Here is a 19,888-nt window from a genome sequence, read left to right as displayed (position 1 = left end):
TCCAGTCAGGTTTAACGGGATGGGTTGGGTGTGATCAGTCCGGCGGCAACCGCCAACTGCCACAAGCCGCGTTCGGTGGCTTGTTCGGCGAGGGTCACCCGGGCAAATCCACAGGCGTCGAGCGCCCGGCTGTAGCGGGCACAGAGTTGGGCGTTACCGATGAGGACGATCGAAGGCAGATGAACGCTGTTGCGTCGGCGTCGCTGAACAGTCGCCAACGCTGACAGTTCATGGCCGATCAACAGACCGGACAAGTAATCCGGTTGGGCGGTGGCGCTGAGCTCGCCAGTCAACCCAAGGCTGCGGGCACTGAACAATGTCGACAACGGCCCGATCTCGCCATCTGCCGACAGCGCCACCTGCACACCACGATCAAAGGCTTGGCCATCGAAGGACGCGCCCTTTTGCTGGGTGCGCCCCAAAATGCTGTGTTCGCTGAGCACAGCGAAGACTTCGCCGGTCATGAAGGTATCGAAATGCACGATGCAGCCGTCGGCCACTTCCACCCATTTCGAATGACTGCCCGGCAGGCCGATCAACACATCGTTGCCCGCCTCGCCCGGTAGATTCTGCAGGACACCGAGCACTTGGGTTTCTTCGCCGCGCATCACGTTTGGCAAGCGAGACCGCTGAATCACGCCCGGCACGATATGCACATCGACACCGCGAAGACTGCGAACCGTTTGTAGGGAAGTTCCGAGATTAGCGACGTTCGCCGGCGTATCGCGGTAGGCCGCTTCACGCCAGCCTTGTGCGCTGCCGACCATGCCGCAAGCAATCACCGGCAAATCGGGCTGCGCGTCCAGCCAGTCACCGCAGGCCTCATCGAAGGCCAGTTCAAAACCGTCGGCACATTCCTGACCCGCGATCATTCGCGGCGTCCTGGGCAGCTGCATGATCCCCGACGACAGCGAACGCTGTTCGAGTACCTGGCCACCCGCGGCGAGTTTGTAAGCACGTAATGAGGTTGTCCCCCAATCGAGCGCGATCAATTGCGCCAGCATCGCTTCACCTGTTTTGTTTATTGGCAGTGAGTGAGCTGGACTATAAACCCGGACGCGCCAAAATCTCAATATATAAATATCACTCCCATATTGTGGGATATACAAGTGTGACAAGTTTTTCTACGGCGACGCTTTAAAATGCCGGGCCATTGCTGCCGTACACCCATTCAAGGAAGAAAAATGAAGATTGCTTCAAAGGCTCTGCTGTTATGCGGCGTGCTCTGGTCCATGGCGGCATTCAGCGCATCGAAAGACTTGAAGGTGAGCGATATCTGGGCTTACAAAAACCGACCGGGTGAGGACGGATCGACACTGACGATCCTGAAAATCGAAAATTATCCGAAACTGGGCAAGATCGTTCACATCAGGGTCGATGGCTTTCGGATGATCAATCCAGTGACAGGCAATGAGTTCAACGACATGCCTCACCTGCCCTTCCAGGCAAAAGCCCTGGAACGCAGCATCACCCATCGCATTGGCGAAACTGCAGAGATTCCGGATTTCAATCAGGGGTACGCGGCGTGGAGAGCGGCCTTCGATGAAGGAAGCGCCGGGGCTTTCAAGATCACTGTGCGGCAAACACTCGATGGTTTGGTTAGCGGTAAGTGGGAATTCAGTAATTGAACGAGTACGTTTCCTGCGTATGTTCGAGTCAGAGATGCGCGCTTTTACTGTTTAACAACCGCCTTCAAAAGCTCCTTGGTTGGTATGCGCATGACCTTTGAGAAGTACGTTTTGTACGTAGTGGTGTGAACTCTAAACACACATGAGATAAAATCACGTTTCCTCAAAAGCGGAGCCAAGGTTTCACCCTCCAGATAGTTCTCCCCTCCTTTCCCGTTTGCCGACTCACTAAAAATGACATTTGCCCGATATCGCAAAGATAATTCTCCTGGCACAGATTCTACCAAACCAAAACCAGATCTTTTTATATGATGCGACTCAGCAAAATCCAAATCGTCTTCTAATGCACAGACAAGGCCCTCGCCAATTTTAGACTTAAACAACTGGAGCACATCCACATCTGAAGTAAAATAAACCTGGTAAAGGCCAGTACTACGAAGTTCCGCGACACTGGAATATTCAAGTGTTGCTACAGGCTTCCCATGATTTAAAGAACAGGATGCACTCATCATTATTAAAAAAAACAGAAAAACCTTGTGCATCCAGATTCACTCCCTGAAATAACTCAAAATCGACTCATTAAATATTTGCCGAGCTGCCTTACCGCCCGGTAACGGTTGCACGAACATCCTGTTTGCATCGGCGTGGTTGATATCCACCCGCCCCATTACGTCAGGCCCTTGTGTCACTTCCCACTGTTCACCGAAATCTGCGACCAGATCCGACACATTCCAGTCGACCGCAGCAGCCCGAATATTCACCCAGTAGTCGGCTTTGGGTTTTGGCTCCCGCCTATAAATACTTGAAATTCCGTAGACGATTTTCCCTTCACCGACTGGGTCAAGTGTTATTAACATTCTTACTTTGAACCCTCTGTCTGCCAGTACACTAGAGAGATGGGCACCATTCCAACCACCCAGACTATGACCAACAATATAAATAGCGGTAGAGCAATTAGGTATCCGACTCAACACATTCTTTTCAAGATCTTCATCACTTATAAACGCATTATAACTGAGCGCCCAGGATGGGCAGCGCTTTAAAACCTCCAATTGCTTTGCGTCGTCTACCGTGATCCGGCGAACATAATCAATATTATTATTTGGGCCTGTACCATAATAACTTTCCTGATCACCCGCACCACCAATAAAAAACACAACCAAGTCCCGCAAAGCTACGGGAACCTGCTTAACAGACTGATCAGTCTTACACGTTAATGTGTGAGTTTTTACTTCCCTTTTTTTTGGTGATTCTTCTTTCGCCGCCAGTCCTTCAGCCGACATCCCTATCACTCCACGAACAATTTAATGGTTTCAGCCAAATGGGAACTGACGGTATGGGTGAAGCCAACCGCATCAGTAATGCCATGTTCCTCGCTGCCGTCACCACGCTGAATGGTGTAGGGGTGATAAGGAATCGGCTTGCCGGTCGCCTCATTAACTACCTGCAATCTGTCTGTGAAATGCACTGGCATCGGTAGCAAACTGCTGAACGCCGCGCCTCCCCCGCTCTGACCGATGATCACAGTCCCGGAACCACCCACCACAACGTTGCCGTGACCTCCGGTGCTGTCGAGGGTTGCGGCATTGAGGCCGTTGATGAACACCGTGCCTGATACTGCACCAGTAATGGGGCTACCGCAGGCGGATTTATCCGTCATGCGGGCAGCGGCAAGACCATCGAAGAAAACGTCTGGTGATCCAGAGACTATTGGATTGGTGCCATGGCCCGGCAACGGACACGAGGTTGAGTCGGTTACACGAGCAGCTGGTTTTCCACTCAAGTCAAAGCTCCTTGCTGTTGAATTTTAAGGTGGTGGTAAAGATCGACGCGCCATTGGCTTTCGACACATTCGAACTATTAGCCGAATTCGTCGCAAAATTCAGGGGATGAATTAATGCCGAAGACATTGCAGGTATCATCCGTGAATATGCAAAAGTGCGCACAGAATGCCGGACTAGTGCGGTGCCGACAACTTATTCAGAGTCAGAGCGGGTAAACGATCACCGCCCCTCGGCAAACTCCCGCAACACCGCCCCATCCATCCGATATCGAACCCACTCTTCCTGCGGCTGCGCACCCAACGACTTGTAGAACTCAATCGCCGGTTTATTCCAGTCCAGCACGCTCCACTCAAATCGACCGCAATCATTGGCGCAGGCGATTTTCGCCAGGTGGCGCAGCAAGGTTTTACCGGCGCCGCCGCCGCGCTGATCAGGGGTGATGTAGAGGTCTTCGAGGTACAGGCAGTTGCTGCCGAGCCAGGTGGAATAACTGAAGAAAAACACCGCGAAACCGATCGGCAAGCCGTCGCGCAAACAGATCAGACCGTGGGCGGTGGCGCCTTCGCTGAACAGGCTGCGCTCGATGTCGGCGACGCTGGCGATGACTTCGTGGCGGGCACGTTCGTAGTCGGCCAGTTCGGTGATGAACCCGAGGATTTGCGGTGCATCGCTCGGGGTCGCCGGGCGGATCTCGATCGTCATGGACGTGCCTTCGTCAAAAGTTGAAAACGCCATACTAAGTCCGCAAGCAGCGCTCGTCACACTGGAAATTCAACGCTGATCCAAGGCTCGTTACGCAAATGCTGCCCCACGCGCTGGAGCCGTCAGAAGATTGCGAACTTGAGGTGCTGCTCGCGGCCGTGCTTTTGCATGATTGCTTGGCGGTAGTGAAGAATTCGCCGCTGCGCTCTCAGGCGTCCCGGCTGGCTGCCGAGAAGGCAGCGCGCCGTTAACAAAGCGTTGCAGCCGGCCGGGACCGTTCGTCGTTCATCAGGCACCAATCCAAATCGCGGGCGGACCAATATCAGATAAGGAGTCTAATTAAATGGACCTATCCACATCCATGAAGAGGTAACCATGAACGTCGATAACAACCTTGAGAAAGAAGTCCTGACCCGTCTGCTGCATGCCCATCCAAGCGGTTTGGGCAAAGAGGTCCTGGACAATTACCGGGGGGAGAGAGTCGTGGCCAGCACCCTCGCCACGCTGCAGGATCGTGGACTGATCCAACAGGGTCATGTGACCTGCAACGAGGCCGGTGAGCACTCGTTGAACTTGCCGATCAAACTCAGTGCCGCAGGGGTTGAGGCGGCGCGCAAGCTGGACGTTTGACAAGACGAATCAGGTCGCAGTCGTGCGCGACTGTGACCGTTTGAGAGACTCTACAAGCAGAAGGAGAAATCCCATGCCTCGTGGAAGCAAAGACAAGTACACCGCCGAGCAGAAACGCAAGGCCGAACACATCGAAGAGAGCTACGAGCACAAGGGTGTCTCGAAAGAAGAAGCTGAAGCCCGGGCTTGGGCGACCGTCAACAAGCAGTCGGGTGGCGGTGAGCGCAAAGGTGGGTCTGGACGCAAGAAACCGGCGAGTGCCAAGGCCGAAGATCGCCAGGAATCAGCTCGTCGTGCGGTGGCCAGCCGTGAAGGTCATTCGCGTAACAGCAAGGCTTCGCGCGAAACCCAGACCGTCGACAGTTTGATGAAAGAAGCCCGGGCGAAGAAGATTCCGGGACGGTCGAGCATGCGCAAGCAGGAGTTGATCGAGGCGTTGCGCAAGGCTGGGTAAGGCCAGTATTTTTTGTTGAATTTGGTGGCCCCATCGCGAGCAGGCTCGCTCCCACAGGGGATTTGTGTCGTTCACAAATCCCCTGTGGGAGCGGGCTTGCTCGCGAAGGCGATAGATCAGGCGCCGCAGGTCTTGCGGATCAAATCATCCACCTCCGCTGTCCCCGGCGAAGTCGCCGGCCCCCAGCGAGTCACCGCCAACGCAGCCGCCGCATTCGCCCGCCGCGCCGCCTCGCTCGCCGACAATCCTTGCGCCAACCCGGCCACAAATACCCCAGCATGCGCATCACCCGCGCCATTGCTGTCCACCGCCTCAACCTTGAAACCCGGCACATGCCGGCAGTCTCCACGCTGACTGATCCAGCACCCCCGCGGGCCGTCACGCACCACTATCAACACGTTGGCCGGCAGATGATCGGCCAGCCGATCCAACGCCTCGGCAATGTCCAACGCACCGGTAAACTTCAGCGCCTCGACGCTGTTGCTGGTCCACAAATCGATGCGCGCCAGCAAGGCTTGCATCAACGGCTCATCCGGCGAATCCACCAGCGGGCCCGGATCGAACACCACGTTGATTCCTCGCGGCAAATCCAGCACCCAATCCACCAGCGCCTGGGCTTTGCCGCCATGCAGCAGGCTGTAGCCGCTGACGTAGACATAGTCACCCGCCTCGGCCGGCACGCTGGCCAAATCCTCGGCCGTCAGCTCACCTTCGGCACCGATATAGGAAATGAAACTGCGCTCGGCCGACGCCTCGGTCAACGCGACGCACAATCCCGTATCCCGTTCGGCGCGGTGAGTGATGCCGATCCGAATGCCTTCAGCTTTCATCGCTTCACGGGCAAGATCACCGAAACGCCCGGTGCCGTGGCGCCCGAGGTAAACCACCGGCAAACCATTGCGCTGGGCGGCAGCCATCACATTGAAGCCGCCGCCCGCCTCGAAACTGGCGGATTGCGCCAGCACGTCGCCGCCCGAATGCGGCAGTTTATCCACGGCCATGACCAGGTCGATCATGACCTGGCCGGTGTGTAGCAATCTAGGCATGAGCATTCTCGGTCAACGCGGCGCGGCGATCCTTGGCGCCACCGAGTACAAAGTAAATCCCGCCCGCCACCAGGAACGTCACGATCCAGCCGAGGCCGTTATGGCCCAGCCAAGAGTCGGACAGGAAGCCGCGGAACCACACGGTTTGTTCGGTCGTGCCGATGGTGGTGAAGCTGAAGCCCAGCGTGATCGCCAATGCCCACGCACCGAAGGCGCGCCACTCGACACCGCCGCTGTACCAGTAAGCGCTGCTCGGGCTGACGTCCAGCAGGTCTTTGGGGCTGTAGTAATGACGATGGATCAGGTCGACGACGAAGATCCCGACCCACGCGGTAATCGGCACCGCCAGCAGCGAAATGAAAGTGATGAACGGGCCGTAGAAACTGTCGGCGATCAGCATGAAATAGATCGAACCGGCGAAGATCGCGACGATGTCCACCACCACCGCGTAGACGCGTTTGACCTTCAAGCCGAGGGTCAGCGTGGTCAAACCGGCGGAGTACACCGACAGGTTGTTCGACAGCAGCAACCCGCCGAACGCGGTGATCAGGTACGGCACGGCCATCCAGGTCGGCAGCATGTCGCGGATCGCGATGATCGGGTCGGTGGCCGAGGCCAGGTCGTTGTTGCCCACAGACAGCAAGCCGCCGAGGGTGATCAGCAGCACCAGTGGAATCCCGGCACCGAACGCCGCCGACGCCACCAGGCGTGCGGCTTTGACGCTGCGGTGCTGGTAGCGCGACATGTCGGCACCGGCGTTGGCCCAACCAATCCCGGTGCCCGCAGCCATGGTGCCGACGCCGATGATCATTGCGCTCAGCGGGGCCGGTGTGGCGTTGAACACCGCGCTCCAGTCGATGGTGGCGCAGAGGAAACCGCCGACCAGAATGTTCAGCGCACCGAACACGTAGGTTGCCCACTTCTGGATCACCAGCAAGGTGGCGTGACCGAGACCCGACACCGACAGGGTCAGCAGAACGAAAATCGCAATGAAGATCAGCGTCAGCACGGGTGCGCTTTTGGCTTCCACCGGCGAGCCGAACAGGATCGAGCACAGCGACAGCAACACGAACGCGGCGGTGGTGGTGTTGACGGTTTCCCAGCCCAGACGCGACATCAGCGAGACCAGGGTCGGGCCGATGTTGCCGCGTACACCGAAGATCGCTCGCGACAACGTCAGGCTCGGTGCGCGACCACGGCGACCGGCAATGGAGATGATCCCGACCACGGCGAAGGAACCGGCAGCCCCGAGAATCGCGACGATGATCGCCTGCCAGATCGCCAAGCCGCGAAAGGCAACAAGAGTCGCGCCCAGCGGCAGGCCGAGGATGGAGATGTTGGCAGCAAACCAGACCCAGAACAGCTGCAGCGGATGACCGTTGCACTCTGCTTCCGGCACGGGCTCGATGCCTCGGGTTTCCAGTTGCCCGGCGCTTTGCCCGACGTTTGATGAACTCATGTGAAATGCTCCTGTTGCCTTTGTTGTGGTTGTGGGCAATTGCGGAAGACGACATAACATTTCGGCGGTCCTGGCCGTGTTTGTGCTTTCCGTTGCGGGTGAAAAATTCAGGTAGGCGGCGCGCCCTTCGCGAGCAAGCCCGCTCCCACATGGATCTCCTGTGCACACAAATCTTGGGCATGGCACAGATCAAGTGTGGGAGCGGGCTTGCTCGCGAAGGCGTCAGCCCGGTCAACGCAGAGCCAACAGCCCCTGCACCAACGGTTCAAGCTCCAGATCGTTAACGGTTTTGACCTTGTCGATCATCGCCGCCGGCCAACTCTCAAGGCCCAGGCAGGCCCCGAGCATGGCCCCGAGAATCGCCGCGATGGTGTCCGTGTCGCCGCCAAGGCTCGCGGCCATGCACAGCGCTTCGAACGCGTTCATTTCACCAATGGCCACTTGCTGGGCCAAGGCAAACGAGACCACCACCGATTCCTGTGAAGCCACCGAAGTGCCGATCACGTCGTACATCAAATCCGCCAGCAATGCGTTGTCACTGTCGACGCTGATGCTCCGCGCCCAACTGATGCGCGAGGCAATGCGTCCGCCGGCCACCCAGTTACCGCGGCCTTCAGCTTGCAGAGCGATTTGCTGGCCGAGGTTCAATGCTTCACCCAGGTCCATGCCGTTGATACCGGCCGAGACCACCGCCGCCACCGCCGCCGCGCTGGAAATGCCCAGCGTGGTGTTGTGGGTGACCTGGCAAGCCTGCACGACAGCGTTGATGAGTCGCTCAGGATCAGCGACATCCGCCGCGATCCCTACCGGAGTGATGCGCATCGCCGCGCCATTGGTGGTGCCGTAGCGTCCCGCTTCTTCCGGCGAGTGGCCGGCGAGGATCATTTCGATGGCACGTTTGGTCGAAGGGCCGAGCAAATCTTGCGAGCCCTTGGCTTGCATCGCGGCTTCCCATTCGATCAGCCGTTGGGCGAGCAGCGACGGTTCGATCCGGCCCTCTCCTTCAACCAGCAATTGGCCGACCAGAATCGCCTGTTCGGTGTCATCGGTGATCGAGCCTTTGAGCATGTTGGCGGCGATCGGTTGATCGGGGCCTGCGTCTTCCAGGCCAGTGATTTCGCCGAAGCGCGCCTTGATCTCGGCGCGGCTCAGGGATTGGGTCGGCATGCCCAGGGCATCGCCCAGGGCCAGTCCGTAGAACGCGCCCAATGCACGATTGAGCGCGGTCACTTTGACTCTCCAAACTGCAAGTGCAGGCGAAAATGCACCGGATCGAGCAAGCTTTCGACCTGTTCCATGAAGCGGTTTTGCCGGTCGTAAGTGGTGCGCAAGGCCTTGAGGAAGACCGTGCCCTCCGGACGACCGAGCAGTTCGGCGTCTTCGGCGTTCAAGGGTTCGGCGCCGATCCATTGATCGCCGCGCTCGCCGATATAGCCGTAGGCGGCCAGGGTGATGGTCAGGGAGTTGTCGATAAGGCCGACCCGCGGCAGGCTTTCCAGGCCTCCGGTGGCGGGCATCAATGAGCGTTCAAGGGAGACCAGTTTGCCTTCGTTGGAACGGCGGCGACGGTCGAGGGTGATGAATTGGTCGGTGCCGAAACGCGGCAACAGGTCAGGACGGGTGACCGCCTCCAGCCGCAGCACTTCGGTATTGATCAGCGCCCCGCTGTCGGCCAGGGCCTGGGCCCAGCCGCTGCGTTGATCGAGCACCACGCCGTCGAAGGTGACAATGGAACCCACCCCGCTTTGCGTCGCGATGTAGTTGCGCCGTTTCAACTCAGCCAGGGCTTCGCGCAGCGTGCCGCGGCTGACTTTGAATTCTTGAGCCAATTGATGCTCGCCCGGCAACAGAAAGCCGTCCTCCATGAGGCCGCTTTCGATGCGCCGGATGAGTTCGTCGACCACCCGTTGTTTCTTGTCAAATCGTACCTGTCTAATCATGTACAAAGAAATACCCGAAACGGGGTTGGGCGGGCAAGGGATATTTAGGGGAGGTGACGGGAGGATGAACCTTGAAAAGTGACCGCTGCGCGGTCAATCGCCAGCAGGCTGGCTCCCACAGGGGATTTGCGCCAAACACAAAAAATTGTGTTTAAACACAGACCAATGTGGGAGCGAGCCTGCTCGCGATGGCGTCGGCACATCCAACATATTTGTGTCAGACAAACCGCTTTCGCGAGCAGGCTCGCACGCACGCACGCAGGTTTTAGCGTTGTTTGAGGCGGTCGATCACGACAGCTAACAGCAAAATCGAACCCCGAATCACATACTGATAAAACGTATCGATATTCTTCAGGTTCATCGCATTCTCGATAATCGCCAAAATCAGCACCCCGGCAATCACATGCCGAATCATGCCGATCCCGCCGCTCAACGACACCCCGCCCAACACACAGGCAGAAATCACCGTCAGCTCAAACCCCTGGCCAATCATCGGCTGTCCGGATGTCATGCGCGACGCCAGAATCACCCCGGCCAACGCCCCGATCACCCCGTGCACGGCAAAGATAATGATCTTGGTCCGGTCAACGTTCACCCCGGCCAGCAACGCCGCTTCCTGGTTACCGCCGATGGCCATGGTGTTGCGCCCGTAGGTGGTGTAGTTCAGCAGCCAGCCGAAAAACAGGAAGCACACGATGGTGATCAGGATCGGCACCGGCACACCCAACAACTGGCCGTTACCGAAGACAAAGAACTGCTCTTGCGACACGCCCACCGCTTTGCCGTTGGCGAAGATGTAAGCCAGGCCGCGAACGATCTGCATGGTCGCCAGCGTGGTGATCAACGCATTGACCCGCAGCTTGGCGATCACGATGCCGTTGATCAACCCGACGATCAGCCCCATGAACAGCGCCGCTACCACACCGAGAAACACGCTGTCGGTGTCGCGCATCACCACCGCGGCGACCACGCCGGCGCAGGCAATCACCGACCCCACCGACAAATCGAAGTGCCCGGACGCCAGGCAATACAACATGGTGCACGCGGCAATCCCCGTCGTCGAAATCGCCAGACCCAGGCCGCGCATGTTCAGCGGCGAGAGGAAGTTGTCGATCAGCAAGGTGCAGAGCACGAAGATCCCGACAGCCGCCAGCAGCATCACCCAGTCATCGAGAAAGCGCCGCAGGTCCAGAGGTTTGCGCTGGGTGGGTAAAGCGTTGTTTTGGATTGTCATAGTCACCTCTCAGTTCGCCACGCCGTCGGCGCGTTGGCGCGGCAAAGCCAGTTGCAGCAGGTTGGATTCATTGGCCTCTGCGCGAGACAGCTCGCCGCGCATCGCGCCTTCGCAGAGCACCAGGATGCGGTCGGAAATACCCATCACTTCCATCAGGTCGCTGGAGACCACGATCACCGCGATGCCGCTGGCGGCCAGGTTGTGGATGATCTGGTAGATCTCGGCTTTGGCGCCGATGTCGATGCCGCGAGTCGGTTCGTCGAGCAGCAGCACTTTCATCGGCATCGACAGCCAGCGGCCGAGAATGGCCTTCTGTTGATTGCCGCCGGACAGGTACATGATTTTCTGCGCCGCGTTGGGGGTCTTCACTTTCAGCGCCTTGATCTGCTTGTCGGCGTTGTCTTTCTCCCACAGGCCACGCAACAGGCAGCCGAAGGTGGAATGAGCGCCGCGAGCGCTGATGTTGATGTTTTCGGCGACGCTGGCGAGCGGCAGGATCCCCTCTTTCTTGCGGTCCTCGGGACACAGCAGAATCCCGGCGGCAATCGCATCGCGGGGTGAACGCAACTTCAGTTCATGGCCGCGCAATTCCAGGCGTCCGGCGGTGTTGCGCTCAAGCCCGCTGAGCATGCGGAACAGCTCGGTTCGACCGGCACCGACCAAACCGAACAGCCCGAGAATCTCGCCTTTGTGCACCTCGAAACTCACCGGCTCACGCAAACCCGGCCCCAGCAAACCGTCGACCTTGAGCGCCACCGCGCCACGCTGACGGTGGCGGTAATCGTAGATGTCCTGAATGTCGCGACCGACCATGCAGGTCACCAACTGATCGTGAGTCAGTTCGCTCATATCCTCGAACGTGCGCACAAAGCGACCGTCCTTGAACACCGTCACCGCGTTGCAGATGCGGAACACTTCTTCCATGCGATGGGAGACGTAAAGCACCACTTTGCCTTCGTCGCGCAGGCGACCGATGATCGCCATCAAACGATCAATCTCCCGCGCCGACAGGCTGCTGGTCGGTTCGTCAAACGCGATCACATGCGCCCCACGGGACAAAGCCTTGGCGATTTCCACCAGTTGCCGCTGCCCGAGGGACAGGCGCCCTACTTTCTCTTGCGGATCGATTTCATCGGCCAGGCCCTTGAGGCAAGCCAGTGCCTGTTGCCGCAACGCGCCGCGATTGATCAGGCCGAAACTGGCCGGCAGATGCCCCAGGAACAGGTTCTCTGCCACGGTCATTTCCGGGACCAGGTGCAGCTCTTGATGGATCACGGCGACGCCACTGCCGATGCTGTCGGCGGTGGACTTGAAAGCCATCACCTGCTCGCCGATCTGCAGGTCGCCGCTGCTTGGGGTATAAGCCCCGCCGAGGATTTTCAGCAGGGTCGATTTGCCGGCGCCGTTCTCGCCCATCAAGGCGTGAACCTGGCCCGGGTGGGCGACGAAGCTGATGCCATCCAGCGCCTTCACCCCGGGAAAGGTCTTGCCGATCCCGTTGAAGCGCAAGCTGCCGCCGGCATTGTGTTGTTGTATTTTTGTTTGCGCGTGCATAACCACCTCATCACACAGATCAGGCAGCCCCGTCGCCAGGGCCACCGATGAAATCAACCGCGCCTCAATTCCAAAGGCCGATCTTTTCCAGTTCCTGCTTGAAGTTCTCGCGAGTGATCAGCGTTACGTCATCCATCGCGGTGTACTTCGGCGGTTCTTTGCCGGTGGTGACCCAGTCGTGCATCATGCTGGCGGTGTTGTAGCCCTCGATGTGCGGGCTCGGCAGCATCGAGCCGAAGAAGCCGCTGTTGGCCTTCTTCAATTCGCCGATGGCGTCGGTGCCGTTGATGCCGATGCCGATCACATTGGCCGCAGCAAAGCCGGCGCTCTCGGTGGCGCGCACGCCGCCCAGCACGGTGTTGTCATTCATGCCGCCGATGATCAGGTTTTTCGCCGCGCCCGGCAGTTTCACCAGCGCCGAATTGGTGGCGTCCATGCTGCCGGGTACGTCGAGGGTTTTCAGCGCCGAGAACAGGATGTGGTCTTTCGGCATGCCGGCGTCTTCCAGCGCTTTGACCGAACCGTCGGTGCGTTTCTTGCCGGTGTCGAGTTCGTTGAAGGTGTTGATCACCGCGTAGGTGTCTTTCCAGTCCCAGCCACGTTTCTTCGCTTCGGAGGCCATGGCGCTGCCCTGTTTCTGGCCGACTTCGAACGCGGCCATGCCGAGGTACGGAACGTCTTCCATGAACTTGCCGCCGGCATCGACGAAGCGGTCATCGACGGCGATGACTTTCAATCCGTTGAGCTTGGCCTTGGCCATGATTGCAGGGCCGAGGGATACGTCTGGCGGGCAGATCACAAAGCCCTTGGCACCGTTGGCGGCGAGGCTGTCGATGGCCGAGAGGGTTTTCTCGCCGTCGGGCACGGCGATCTTGATGACGGTGAAGCCCTTCTCTTTCCCGGCCTTTTCAGCGAATGCCCATTCGGTCTGGAACCAGGGCTCTTCCGCCTGTTTGACCAGAAAACCGATCTTCACTTCCTCGGCCGCCAGCAACGAACTGCTCAGGCTGACCGCGGTGACCGCCAAAGCGGCACAGCACAGGGAACGGATCCCACGACGACGATTCATAAGCTGACTCCTTGTTATTTTTTTTGAGCGTTATTTGAAAGCCAATCAAACTGTGCAGCCAATAGTCATATCGTATGATGATTGGATTTCAGACGTAGTTCCGCGCCTGAAACCCGATTGACTCAGTCGTGGTACATGACCGAGCGACCGCCATCGATGGTGATGCACGAGGCATTGATAAACGGCGCTTCATCACTGGCCAGGAAAACAGCGGTCATGGCGACTTCGATCGGCTGCCCGATGCGACGTGGCGGGTGCAGATCGAAAGCGCGCTGACGCTCGGCATGCGGGTCGGCAAAACCGTTCCAGTAATCGACGTTCAGTTGGGTTTCGATATAGCCCGGCGCGATGGCGTTGACGCGAATGCCCTTCGGCGCATATTCGATGCCCAGGGCGCGGGTCAGGCCGAGCAAACCGTGTTTGGCCACCGGGTACGGGAAGCAGCCGGGAATGATGTGCGTGGAATGGGTCGAGGCAATGTTGATGATGCTGCCGATGCCCTGCTCGATCATCTGCGGCAACACCGCTTTGCAGCCATACCAGGCGCCGTCCAGGTCGATGGCGAAGCAACGACGCCAGTCTTCCTCGGTCATTTCCAGCGGATCGCGGAACACGTTGACCCCAGCGCAGTTGACCAGCACATCGATGCGACCGTGAAGCTCGATCGCCAGTCTGGCCATGGCGTGCAGGTCTTGCTGGTTGGAAACGTCAGCCTTGACTGCCTGAACGTCGAAGCCTTTGTCCCGCCAGTGGGCCGCGACTTTTTCGACTTTCTCACCCTGGATATCGCTGATGATCAGCTTGGCCTGCTGGGAAGCGAAAGTCGCGACAATTGCCTCGCCGATACCCTGAGCCGCACCGGTCAGCAGCACGACCTTGTTTTTCAGGCGCTCACCCTTCGGCGGCTCGGGCACCGGTGGCAAGGAAAGAGGTTCAGCCATGGATCAAGACTCCTTTTCGAAGGCACGACAAAAACCGGGCATCTGTCGATGTCCGGTCAAAAGGCTTTTTGGAAAATCGCTGCATCACTTCACCTGTTTTGTTTTTTTAAGTGTGAGTGCGTGTAACTGATGGAGCCGACTATAAACCCGACTGCCAAATAATCTCAATATATAATTTTGCATCCCATATTTTGGGATTTAACCCGCGAACCGCGTACAGGTTTTTCCGGGCACATCGACTCGAATCGACAGCAACGCGCCGTCCAACGCATGGTTGAGCGGGCTCGCGGCGCTGGTGATGTACAGGGTTTTGAGGTCTTCACCGCCGAATACGCAACTGGTGGGGCGGCTGATAGGCAGCTCGATCACGCGATCAACCTGCCCGTCCGGAGTCAGCCTGAGCAAGCAACTGCCGTCCCAACGGGCGTTCCAGATATAACCTTCGGCATCCATCGCCGAGCCATCCGGCTCGCCGCGCTCATGCGGCCCGAACCAGATGTGGGCCGGGTCTAGACTGCCATCAGTGCGAATGAAGTACTGGTAGAGCGTGTTGTCGAGGCTATCGGCGAAATACACGGTGGTCGCGTCGTCGCTCCACAACAACGTGTTCGGGATGCCCAACCCGCGAAGCAACGGCGTGACCCGAGCATCGCGATCGATACGAAACAGGCCACCGGAACGCCGGACAATGGGCACGTCTTCGCCCTGCTCGCCGATATTGTTCTGCATGGTGCCGAGCCAGAGACGGCCCTGAGCATCGCAGCGGGCTTCATTGGCGCGATTGCCGGGTTGCGGATCGGCGACGCAGAGCAAGGTCAATCGTGGTTCCAGGCCGGGAGAATCCAGATCGAGTCGATACACGCCGCTGTTCAACGTCACCAGCGCATCACCGCTTTCGCAAGGGATGAAGGCAGACACGTGCTCGGGCATTTGCCAGATCTGCACGTTGGCGCCAATCAGCCGCAGCGCCTGCTGACCGGCGATATCAACCCAGTACAGCGCCTGGGTCGGCGCGTCCCAGAACGGGCCTTCGCCCAGTCGTGCCCGGTGTTCGGTAACCGCAGTCCACTCCATGAAACCTCCTGCGTTGTTCTTTTTTTATGTGGGAGCGGGCTTGCTCGCGAAGGTGTCGGTACATTCAACATCACGGTTACCTGACACACCGCTTCGCGAGCAAGCCCGCTCCCACAGGGTTTTGTATTGTCAGCTGGCCTTCTTGTCAGCCATGACTTGCGGGTAAAAGCGCTTGATGGCCAGGTCGGCGTTATCGATCAGGGTCATGCAGGCCCACACTCCCCGCGCGGCATCCCGGGCGGCGATGGCCTCAGCCATGTCTTTGTGAATCGGCAGCGTACGGCGCAGTTCGTCCGGGTCGGCGGCGGACACTTCGAACGACACCGCCAGCAGCGCGCCGAGGGCCGGGACCATTTGTTCGATGAATTGATTGTGGCTGGCAGCGAGGATGCACTCGTGGAAGAACTGGTCGGCACGGTTGTAATCGATGCCGCTGTCCACTGCCCGCTCCAATGCGTTGTAAGCCTGAAGGATGGCGTGAACCTGCTCGACGGTAGCGCGCTCGCAAGCCCAGCGTACGGCCATGGGTTCGATGGTGCGGCGCAGGTCGAGCAAGTCGTCGACGAAGTTTTCCGGCAAGCCGCTGCGCGACAGCCAGCCGACGACTTGCGGATCGAAAAGGTTCCACCGGCGCACCGGCAGCACCCGCGTGCCGACCTTGGGCCCGACCTCGAGCATGCCCTTGGCGACCAGGGTTTTGATGGCCTCGCGGATAACCGTGCGGCTGACACCGAGCTGCTCGCCCAGGTCGGCTTCGACCTTGAGCGTCTCACCTGGCTTGACCTGCCCCGTGGCGATCCAGCAACCCAGCCAATCGACCGTCGACGCATGAAAACTGCTGGACATGGACACCTCGATTCAGGGGCGGCACAAAGCCGTTCGCGATGGGTGTCCACGCTAATCATCATACGATTGAGTGTCAATTTGAATTTTTCGATCTGATTGCATTCAGACGAACAATTTGAACGAACCCACATTGTGACCTACGGTTAGCCGCGACAGATCAAGCAGTCAATAGCATCTGTTCCACTCAAGTCCGCTATCGACAGGTATAAGCATGAACATGGATGCGTCTACGCAATACCCGATTGTTTTGGTCCACGGTCTTTTTGGCTTCGATAAAATTGCCGGTTATCCCTACTTCTTCGAGATCAAGGAAGCTCTGGAACATGCCGGGGCCACGGTGTTTTCCGTCAACATTCCAGCCGTTAACGGAAACGAGGAGCGCGGTAAAAAACTGCTCGAACACGTCAATCGCCTATTGCGGGAAACGGGAGCTGCCAAGGTCAATCTGATCGGCCATAGCCAAGGCCCATTGGCGGCACGTTACGTAGCGGCGCTACACCCGGAAAAGGTCGCATCAGTCACTTCTGTCAGTTGCCCCAATCACGGCTCCGAAATTGCCGACCAGTTGCATAAGGCGCTGACGCCTGGTGAGCTGCCCGAAGCGCTCGTACTCGCCCTGTTCAAAGCAGTCGGCACCTTCATTTCGCTGATCAGCGACCATCCGGAAAACCCTCAGGACCCTCAAGCGGCCTTCGAGTCCCTGACTAGCGCGGGGTTGGCTGCTTTCAATCGCAAGTACCCGCAAGGATTACCGAAACAATGGGGTGGGGAAGGTAACGAAATTGAAAACGGCGTGTACTACTACTCCTGGAGCGGGATCGTACAAAAATTTCAAAGCCTGCAACCGCTCGATCCGTCCCACTTGAACTGTATCGTGCTGTCGAAGTTATTTTATAAAGAGAAACACGCCAACGATGGGCTCGTCGGACAGTACAGCTCGCACCTGGGCAAAGTCATTCGTTCGGATTATCCGATGGACCATTTCGACGCAGTCAATCAAATGGCCGGGATCACGAGTTGGAACGTAAGCCCGGTCCGCCTCTATCTTGAACATGCGGCTCGGCTTAAGGACAAAGGTTTGTAGGCAAAAAAATGGCCCGCTCGAATAGCGGGCCATTTTCCAGAACACAACAACCCGGCGAATTACGGCTCAAGCCCGATGGGAAAGAACTCGCCAGCGCTCCACACACCTAACCAGCGCTGCCCGTCGATCTCGCGGGTGACGGCCAGCTCCACCAGTTGGTAGAACACGTTGCGGTGGATCAGGGCTTCAAGGTTGGTGCGCACATGCACGTAGGGCGCAGGTTCTTGCGTGACCGGGTCGATCACCACGCGCATGGGGTGTTCGGAGCCGGCCTCGGCGGTCTCGTCAACATTGGTGGTAAAGCGCAGGACCTGGTTTTCACCCTCGCCTTCGACATCCACGGCAATCGCCACGAAGGGCGCATCGTCGACCTTGATGCCAACCTTCTCGACCGGGGTGATGAGGAAGTAATCGTCACCATCGCGGCGGATGATGGTAGAGAACAGCTTGACCATCGGCTTGCGCCCGATCGGCGTGCCCAGGTAATACCAGGTGCCGTCGCGGGCGATACGCATGTCGATGTCGCCGCAGAAATCGGGGTTCCACAGGTGGACCGGCGGCAAGCCTTTGGTTTTGGGGATTTGCCCCAACAGGTCGTTGGCTTTTTGCGGGCCACTCATGGCGTTCTCCTTTTGAATTACTGGTCGCTGAGCCCCAGCAGGCTGCGCGCGTATTGTTCCAGCGGCGGGCCCATCAGGTCTTCTGGCTTTTTGTCGTGGAACGTCAGTAAACCGCCACGACCCTTGATACGTGCAGTATCAATCAAATACTGGGTGCTGGTCTCGATCAACATGATCTGAATCACGCCGCCATCGATACCGAGGCGATCCAGGGCTTCCTGATCAAGCCACTCGTCCGAGTTGCCGATACGGTCATCAGACTTGGCGAACCGGGTATAGAGCAGGTAATGGGCACCGGCGGCACGAGCTTCGCCCATGGCTTGATCAAGACCTTCCGGGGCACGGGCGCGGCGGACCATGGAGAAGTATTCGACAAAGCCATCGAAGGCGACTTCGGCAATCACGTTAGGTCGTGGGTAGACAGTACTGCCTGGCGGCACAAAAGCGCCCTGGGCGATATAGACGAATGAATCCGGCTGGATGCGCAGGTTGTTCACACGGCGGCTGTCGCTATGGTCGAGCAGCCCCGCGTCGCTCATGTGGTAGCGAGTCCCTTCAGCCAGATCGCTGACATTCATGCAGCCACCAAGCGCCAAAACGGCCAGCAGCAAAACCAGGCTACGCATCCTACCCTCCAGAGGCCGGTGACGGAAAACCGGCGAATGGCCATGGGATGCAGCTTCCGCGCCAGCTCATACTCATCGTCACCTGATGGAATGCAATCGCGGGCAAGCCTTGCTCCTACGGTTTTGTATCGCTCACAAAATGGTGGTCGCCACCCAACCCGTAGGAGCAAGGCTTGCCCGCGATGAGGCCCGATCAGCCGCCAATGATTTTCATGATGGTCGCGCCACCGGAAAATGCCACTTCCTGCTTATCACCCAAGGCTTTCACCAAGAGTCTCTGCAAGGCAGGCAACGCTTGATGACGGGGCTTGTCCAGCAGGTCGCCGACATAGTGGCGGTTGCTCGACGACAGGCAGCCATGCAACCAGCCCGTGGAGGACAGACGCAGCCGCGAACAGGTGCGGCAGAAAGGAACGCTTTCGTTGGCGATAACGCCGAAGTAGCCCTGACCCGGAATCTGGTAACGCACGGCGGTGGCGTCTACTGGCGCATCGGCCTGAAGGTATTCGTAGCGCTCGCCGATCAGGCTGAGCAACTGCTGAAGGCTGACAAACTGCTGCAGGAAAGCATTCGAGTCGCTGGCCAGATGGCCCATGCGCATCAACTCGATGAAGCGAAGCTCATAGCCGCGCTCCAGACAGTAATCGAGTAGCGGCATCACTTGATCGAGGTTCTGCCCACGCAGCGGCACCATATTGACCTTGATCTTCAGGCCGGCGGCGCTGGCCTGATCCATACCGTCGAGCACAGTCGCCAGATCGCCGCCACGGGCAATGCTGCGAAAAGCGCTGGCATCCAGGGTATCGAGGGAAACGTTGATGCGACGAATGCCGGCATCCACCAGCAGTGGCAGCTTTTTCGCCAGCAGCTGACCGTTGGTGGTCAGGCTGATGTCCGCCAGGCCCATCTGCCCGACAGCGGTCATGAAGGTTTCGAGTTTGGGGCTGACCAGCGGCTCGCCGCCGGTGATGCGCAAACGCTCAATGCCGGCGGCTTCGATCAGATAGGCCACGCCACGCGCCATGGCCTCGGCCGACAATTCATCCTGCGCAGCGACCAATCGCTTGCCGTTGGGCACGCAGTAGGTACAAGCGTAATTGCAGGCTGAAGTCAGACTGATTCGCAAATTGCGAAAACGCCTGCCTTGACGGTCAACGATCATGGACTACTCCGGCGGAAGAATATTCGGACCACTAA

The 19,888-nt window shown here is 58.4% G+C and carries 22 protein-coding genes and 1 pseudogene; 5 read left to right on the top strand and 18 right to left on the bottom strand.

Translation table 11 applies throughout. The features are described from left to right. Positions 1-11: 11 nt before the first annotated feature. Entirely contained in the window at positions 12-1,004 is a 993-nt protein-coding gene (locus KW848_RS18660; RefSeq protein ID WP_218537688.1) for a 2-dehydro-3-deoxygalactonokinase, read from the bottom strand. A 228-nt stretch (positions 1,005-1,232) separates the two neighbouring features. On the opposite strand from KW848_RS18660, the gene KW848_RS18655 reads away from it, so the two are divergent. Continuing rightward, complete coding sequence (locus KW848_RS18655) at positions 1,233-1,628, top strand: hypothetical protein (RefSeq protein ID WP_256365199.1); 396 nt, start codon at positions 1,233-1,235, stop codon at positions 1,626-1,628. A gap of 44 nt (positions 1,629-1,672) precedes the next feature. Here KW848_RS18655 and KW848_RS18650 read toward each other — a convergent pair whose 3' ends face one another. The 4 genes from KW848_RS18650 to KW848_RS18635 all read right to left on the bottom strand — a co-directional run bounded on the left by KW848_RS18650 (position 1,673) and on the right by KW848_RS18635 (position 4,114). Next, positions 1,673-2,170: a hypothetical protein gene (locus KW848_RS18650; RefSeq protein WP_218537686.1), complete on the bottom strand. Its 498-nt coding sequence runs from the start codon at positions 2,168-2,170 to the stop codon at positions 1,673-1,675. A 6-nt stretch (positions 2,171-2,176) separates the two neighbouring features. Next, positions 2,177-2,911 (bottom strand): alpha/beta hydrolase, encoded by a 735-nt coding sequence (locus tag KW848_RS18645; RefSeq protein WP_218537685.1) that lies wholly within the window; start codon positions 2,909-2,911, stop codon positions 2,177-2,179. 5 nt (positions 2,912-2,916) lie between these two features. Beyond that, entirely contained in the window at positions 2,917-3,411 is a 495-nt protein-coding gene (locus tag KW848_RS18640; RefSeq protein WP_192410986.1) for a PAAR domain-containing protein, read from the bottom strand. A gap of 220 nt (positions 3,412-3,631) precedes the next feature. Then, positions 3,632-4,114, bottom strand: coding sequence for a GNAT family N-acetyltransferase (locus KW848_RS18635; protein WP_111451798.1), 483 nt, complete (start codon positions 4,112-4,114; stop codon positions 3,632-3,634). Positions 4,115-4,212: 98 nt separating this feature from the next. Between KW848_RS18635 and KW848_RS31860 the strand changes: the two are divergent. The 3 genes and pseudogenes from KW848_RS31860 to KW848_RS18625 all read left to right on the top strand — a co-directional run. Continuing rightward, positions 4,213-4,356, top strand: a pseudogene (locus KW848_RS31860) (phosphohydrolase); the annotation flags it as partial. A 133-nt stretch (positions 4,357-4,489) separates the two neighbouring features. Continuing rightward, on the top strand, positions 4,490-4,744 hold the full coding sequence (locus KW848_RS18630) for a hypothetical protein (protein WP_111451795.1): 255 nt from the start codon (positions 4,490-4,492) through the stop codon (positions 4,742-4,744). A 73-nt stretch (positions 4,745-4,817) separates the two neighbouring features. Further along, positions 4,818-5,198: a Rho termination factor N-terminal domain-containing protein gene (locus KW848_RS18625; protein ID WP_218537684.1), complete on the top strand. Its 381-nt coding sequence runs from the start codon at positions 4,818-4,820 to the stop codon at positions 5,196-5,198. Positions 5,199-5,314: 116 nt separating this feature from the next. Here KW848_RS18625 and KW848_RS18620 read toward each other — a convergent pair whose 3' ends face one another. The 10 genes from KW848_RS18620 to KW848_RS18575 all read right to left on the bottom strand — a co-directional run bounded on the left by KW848_RS18620 (position 5,315) and on the right by KW848_RS18575 (position 16,361). Continuing rightward, the gene (locus KW848_RS18620; protein ID WP_218537683.1) at positions 5,315-6,244 is read right to left on the bottom strand and encodes a PfkB family carbohydrate kinase; all 930 of its coding nucleotides are present in this window, start codon (positions 6,242-6,244) and stop codon (positions 5,315-5,317) included. Beyond that, the gene (locus tag KW848_RS18615) at positions 6,237-7,703 is read right to left on the bottom strand and encodes a cytosine permease (protein WP_218537682.1); all 1,467 of its coding nucleotides are present in this window, start codon (positions 7,701-7,703) and stop codon (positions 6,237-6,239) included. Before KW848_RS18615 ends, KW848_RS18620 begins: the two co-directional genes overlap by 8 nt. A 231-nt stretch (positions 7,704-7,934) precedes the next feature. After that, the gene (locus tag KW848_RS18610; RefSeq protein WP_218537681.1) at positions 7,935-8,933 is read right to left on the bottom strand and encodes an ADP-ribosylglycohydrolase family protein; all 999 of its coding nucleotides are present in this window, start codon (positions 8,931-8,933) and stop codon (positions 7,935-7,937) included. Continuing rightward, positions 8,930-9,643 carry a GntR family transcriptional regulator gene (locus tag KW848_RS18605; RefSeq protein ID WP_008152295.1) on the bottom strand — a complete coding sequence of 238 codons (714 nt, stop codon included), beginning with the start codon at positions 9,641-9,643 and terminating at the stop codon, positions 8,930-8,932. Before KW848_RS18605 ends, KW848_RS18610 begins: the two co-directional genes overlap by 4 nt. 265 nt (positions 9,644-9,908) lie before the next feature. After that, entirely contained in the window at positions 9,909-10,877 is a 969-nt protein-coding gene (gene araH, locus KW848_RS18600) for an L-arabinose ABC transporter permease AraH (protein ID WP_111451791.1), read from the bottom strand. Between the two features lie 9 nt (positions 10,878-10,886). Next, a complete protein-coding gene (gene araG / locus KW848_RS18595) occupies positions 10,887-12,431 on the bottom strand; it encodes an L-arabinose ABC transporter ATP-binding protein AraG (protein WP_192410990.1) in 1,545 nt (514 codons plus the stop codon). Between the two features lie 64 nt (positions 12,432-12,495). Further along, positions 12,496-13,500: a substrate-binding domain-containing protein gene (locus KW848_RS18590; RefSeq protein ID WP_218537680.1), complete on the bottom strand. Its 1,005-nt coding sequence runs from the start codon at positions 13,498-13,500 to the stop codon at positions 12,496-12,498. 122 nt (positions 13,501-13,622) lie between these two features. After that, positions 13,623-14,441, bottom strand: a complete 819-nt coding sequence (locus tag KW848_RS18585) for an SDR family oxidoreductase (RefSeq protein WP_218537679.1) — start codon at positions 14,439-14,441, stop codon at positions 13,623-13,625. Between the two features lie 198 nt (positions 14,442-14,639). After that, entirely contained in the window at positions 14,640-15,515 is an 876-nt protein-coding gene (locus KW848_RS18580; RefSeq protein ID WP_218537678.1) for an SMP-30/gluconolactonase/LRE family protein, read from the bottom strand. Positions 15,516-15,644: 129 nt separating this feature from the next. Further along, a complete protein-coding gene (locus KW848_RS18575; protein WP_008152308.1) occupies positions 15,645-16,361 on the bottom strand; it encodes a FadR/GntR family transcriptional regulator in 717 nt (238 codons plus the stop codon). A 211-nt stretch (positions 16,362-16,572) separates the two neighbouring features. Between KW848_RS18575 and KW848_RS18570 the strand changes: the two genes are divergently transcribed. Then, positions 16,573-17,445, top strand: coding sequence for a triacylglycerol lipase (locus KW848_RS18570; protein ID WP_218537677.1), 873 nt, complete (start codon positions 16,573-16,575; stop codon positions 17,443-17,445). A gap of 59 nt (positions 17,446-17,504) precedes the next feature. Here the strand turns inward: KW848_RS18570 and KW848_RS18565 are convergent, their stop codons facing one another. The 3 genes from KW848_RS18565 to KW848_RS18555 form a co-directional block, all read right to left on the bottom strand. Next, on the bottom strand, positions 17,505-18,065 hold the full coding sequence (locus tag KW848_RS18565) for a DUF1285 domain-containing protein (protein WP_218537676.1): 561 nt from the start codon (positions 18,063-18,065) through the stop codon (positions 17,505-17,507). Between the two features lie 17 nt (positions 18,066-18,082). Continuing rightward, positions 18,083-18,691: a DUF4823 domain-containing protein gene (locus KW848_RS18560; RefSeq protein ID WP_218537675.1), complete on the bottom strand. Its 609-nt coding sequence runs from the start codon at positions 18,689-18,691 to the stop codon at positions 18,083-18,085. Between the two features lie 193 nt (positions 18,692-18,884). Continuing rightward, positions 18,885-19,853 carry a GTP 3',8-cyclase MoaA gene (locus tag KW848_RS18555; RefSeq protein ID WP_046049083.1) on the bottom strand — a complete coding sequence of 323 codons (969 nt, stop codon included), beginning with the start codon at positions 19,851-19,853 and terminating at the stop codon, positions 18,885-18,887. Between the last annotated feature and the right edge of the window lie 35 nt (positions 19,854-19,888).

The sequence above is a fragment of the Pseudomonas sp. PDM25 genome, assembly GCF_019219045.1.
In the GTDB taxonomy this organism is placed as follows: domain Bacteria; phylum Pseudomonadota; class Gammaproteobacteria; order Pseudomonadales; family Pseudomonadaceae; genus Aquipseudomonas.
This window is presented reverse-complemented; position numbering and strand designations above follow the sequence as displayed.

What these genes read in the sequence shown, in the direction of transcription:
- KW848_RS18635 (WP_111451798.1), bottom strand. Translation starts at nt 4,114, where the DNA reads ATGACGATCGAGATCCGCCCGGCGACCCCGAGCGATGCACCGCAAATC.
- KW848_RS18605 (WP_008152295.1), bottom strand. Translation starts at nt 9,643, where the DNA reads ATGATTAGACAGGTACGATTTGACAAGAAACAACGGGTGGTCGACGAA.
- KW848_RS18560 (WP_218537675.1), bottom strand. Translation starts at nt 18,691, where the DNA reads ATGCGTAGCCTGGTTTTGCTGCTGGCCGTTTTGGCGCTTGGTGGCTGC.
- KW848_RS18650 (WP_218537686.1), bottom strand. Translation starts at nt 2,170, where the DNA reads ATGCACAAGGTTTTTCTGTTTTTTTTAATAATGATGAGTGCATCCTGT.
- KW848_RS18615 (WP_218537682.1), bottom strand. Translation starts at nt 7,703, where the DNA reads ATGAGTTCATCAAACGTCGGGCAAAGCGCCGGGCAACTGGAAACCCGA.
- KW848_RS18575 (WP_008152308.1), bottom strand. Translation starts at nt 16,361, where the DNA reads ATGTCCAGCAGTTTTCATGCGTCGACGGTCGATTGGCTGGGTTGCTGG.
- KW848_RS18620 (WP_218537683.1), bottom strand. Translation starts at nt 6,244, where the DNA reads ATGCCTAGATTGCTACACACCGGCCAGGTCATGATCGACCTGGTCATG.
- KW848_RS18645 (WP_218537685.1), bottom strand. Translation starts at nt 2,911, where the DNA reads ATGTCGGCTGAAGGACTGGCGGCGAAAGAAGAATCACCAAAAAAAAGG.
- KW848_RS18580 (WP_218537678.1), bottom strand. Translation starts at nt 15,515, where the DNA reads ATGGAGTGGACTGCGGTTACCGAACACCGGGCACGACTGGGCGAAGGC.
- araG (WP_192410990.1), bottom strand. Translation starts at nt 12,431, where the DNA reads ATGCACGCGCAAACAAAAATACAACAACACAATGCCGGCGGCAGCTTG.
- KW848_RS18625 (WP_218537684.1), top strand. Translation starts at nt 4,818, where the DNA reads ATGCCTCGTGGAAGCAAAGACAAGTACACCGCCGAGCAGAAACGCAAG.
- KW848_RS18630 (WP_111451795.1), top strand. Translation starts at nt 4,490, where the DNA reads ATGAACGTCGATAACAACCTTGAGAAAGAAGTCCTGACCCGTCTGCTG.
- KW848_RS18555 (WP_046049083.1), bottom strand. Translation starts at nt 19,853, where the DNA reads ATGATCGTTGACCGTCAAGGCAGGCGTTTTCGCAATTTGCGAATCAGT.
- KW848_RS18590 (WP_218537680.1), bottom strand. Translation starts at nt 13,500, where the DNA reads ATGAATCGTCGTCGTGGGATCCGTTCCCTGTGCTGTGCCGCTTTGGCG.
- KW848_RS18565 (WP_218537676.1), bottom strand. Translation starts at nt 18,065, where the DNA reads ATGAGTGGCCCGCAAAAAGCCAACGACCTGTTGGGGCAAATCCCCAAA.
- KW848_RS18655 (WP_256365199.1), top strand. Translation starts at nt 1,233, where the DNA reads ATGGCGGCATTCAGCGCATCGAAAGACTTGAAGGTGAGCGATATCTGG.
- KW848_RS18570 (WP_218537677.1), top strand. Translation starts at nt 16,573, where the DNA reads ATGAACATGGATGCGTCTACGCAATACCCGATTGTTTTGGTCCACGGT.
- KW848_RS18660 (WP_218537688.1), bottom strand. Translation starts at nt 1,004, where the DNA reads ATGCTGGCGCAATTGATCGCGCTCGATTGGGGGACAACCTCATTACGT.
- KW848_RS18585 (WP_218537679.1), bottom strand. Translation starts at nt 14,441, where the DNA reads ATGGCTGAACCTCTTTCCTTGCCACCGGTGCCCGAGCCGCCGAAGGGT.
- araH (WP_111451791.1), bottom strand. Translation starts at nt 10,877, where the DNA reads ATGACAATCCAAAACAACGCTTTACCCACCCAGCGCAAACCTCTGGAC.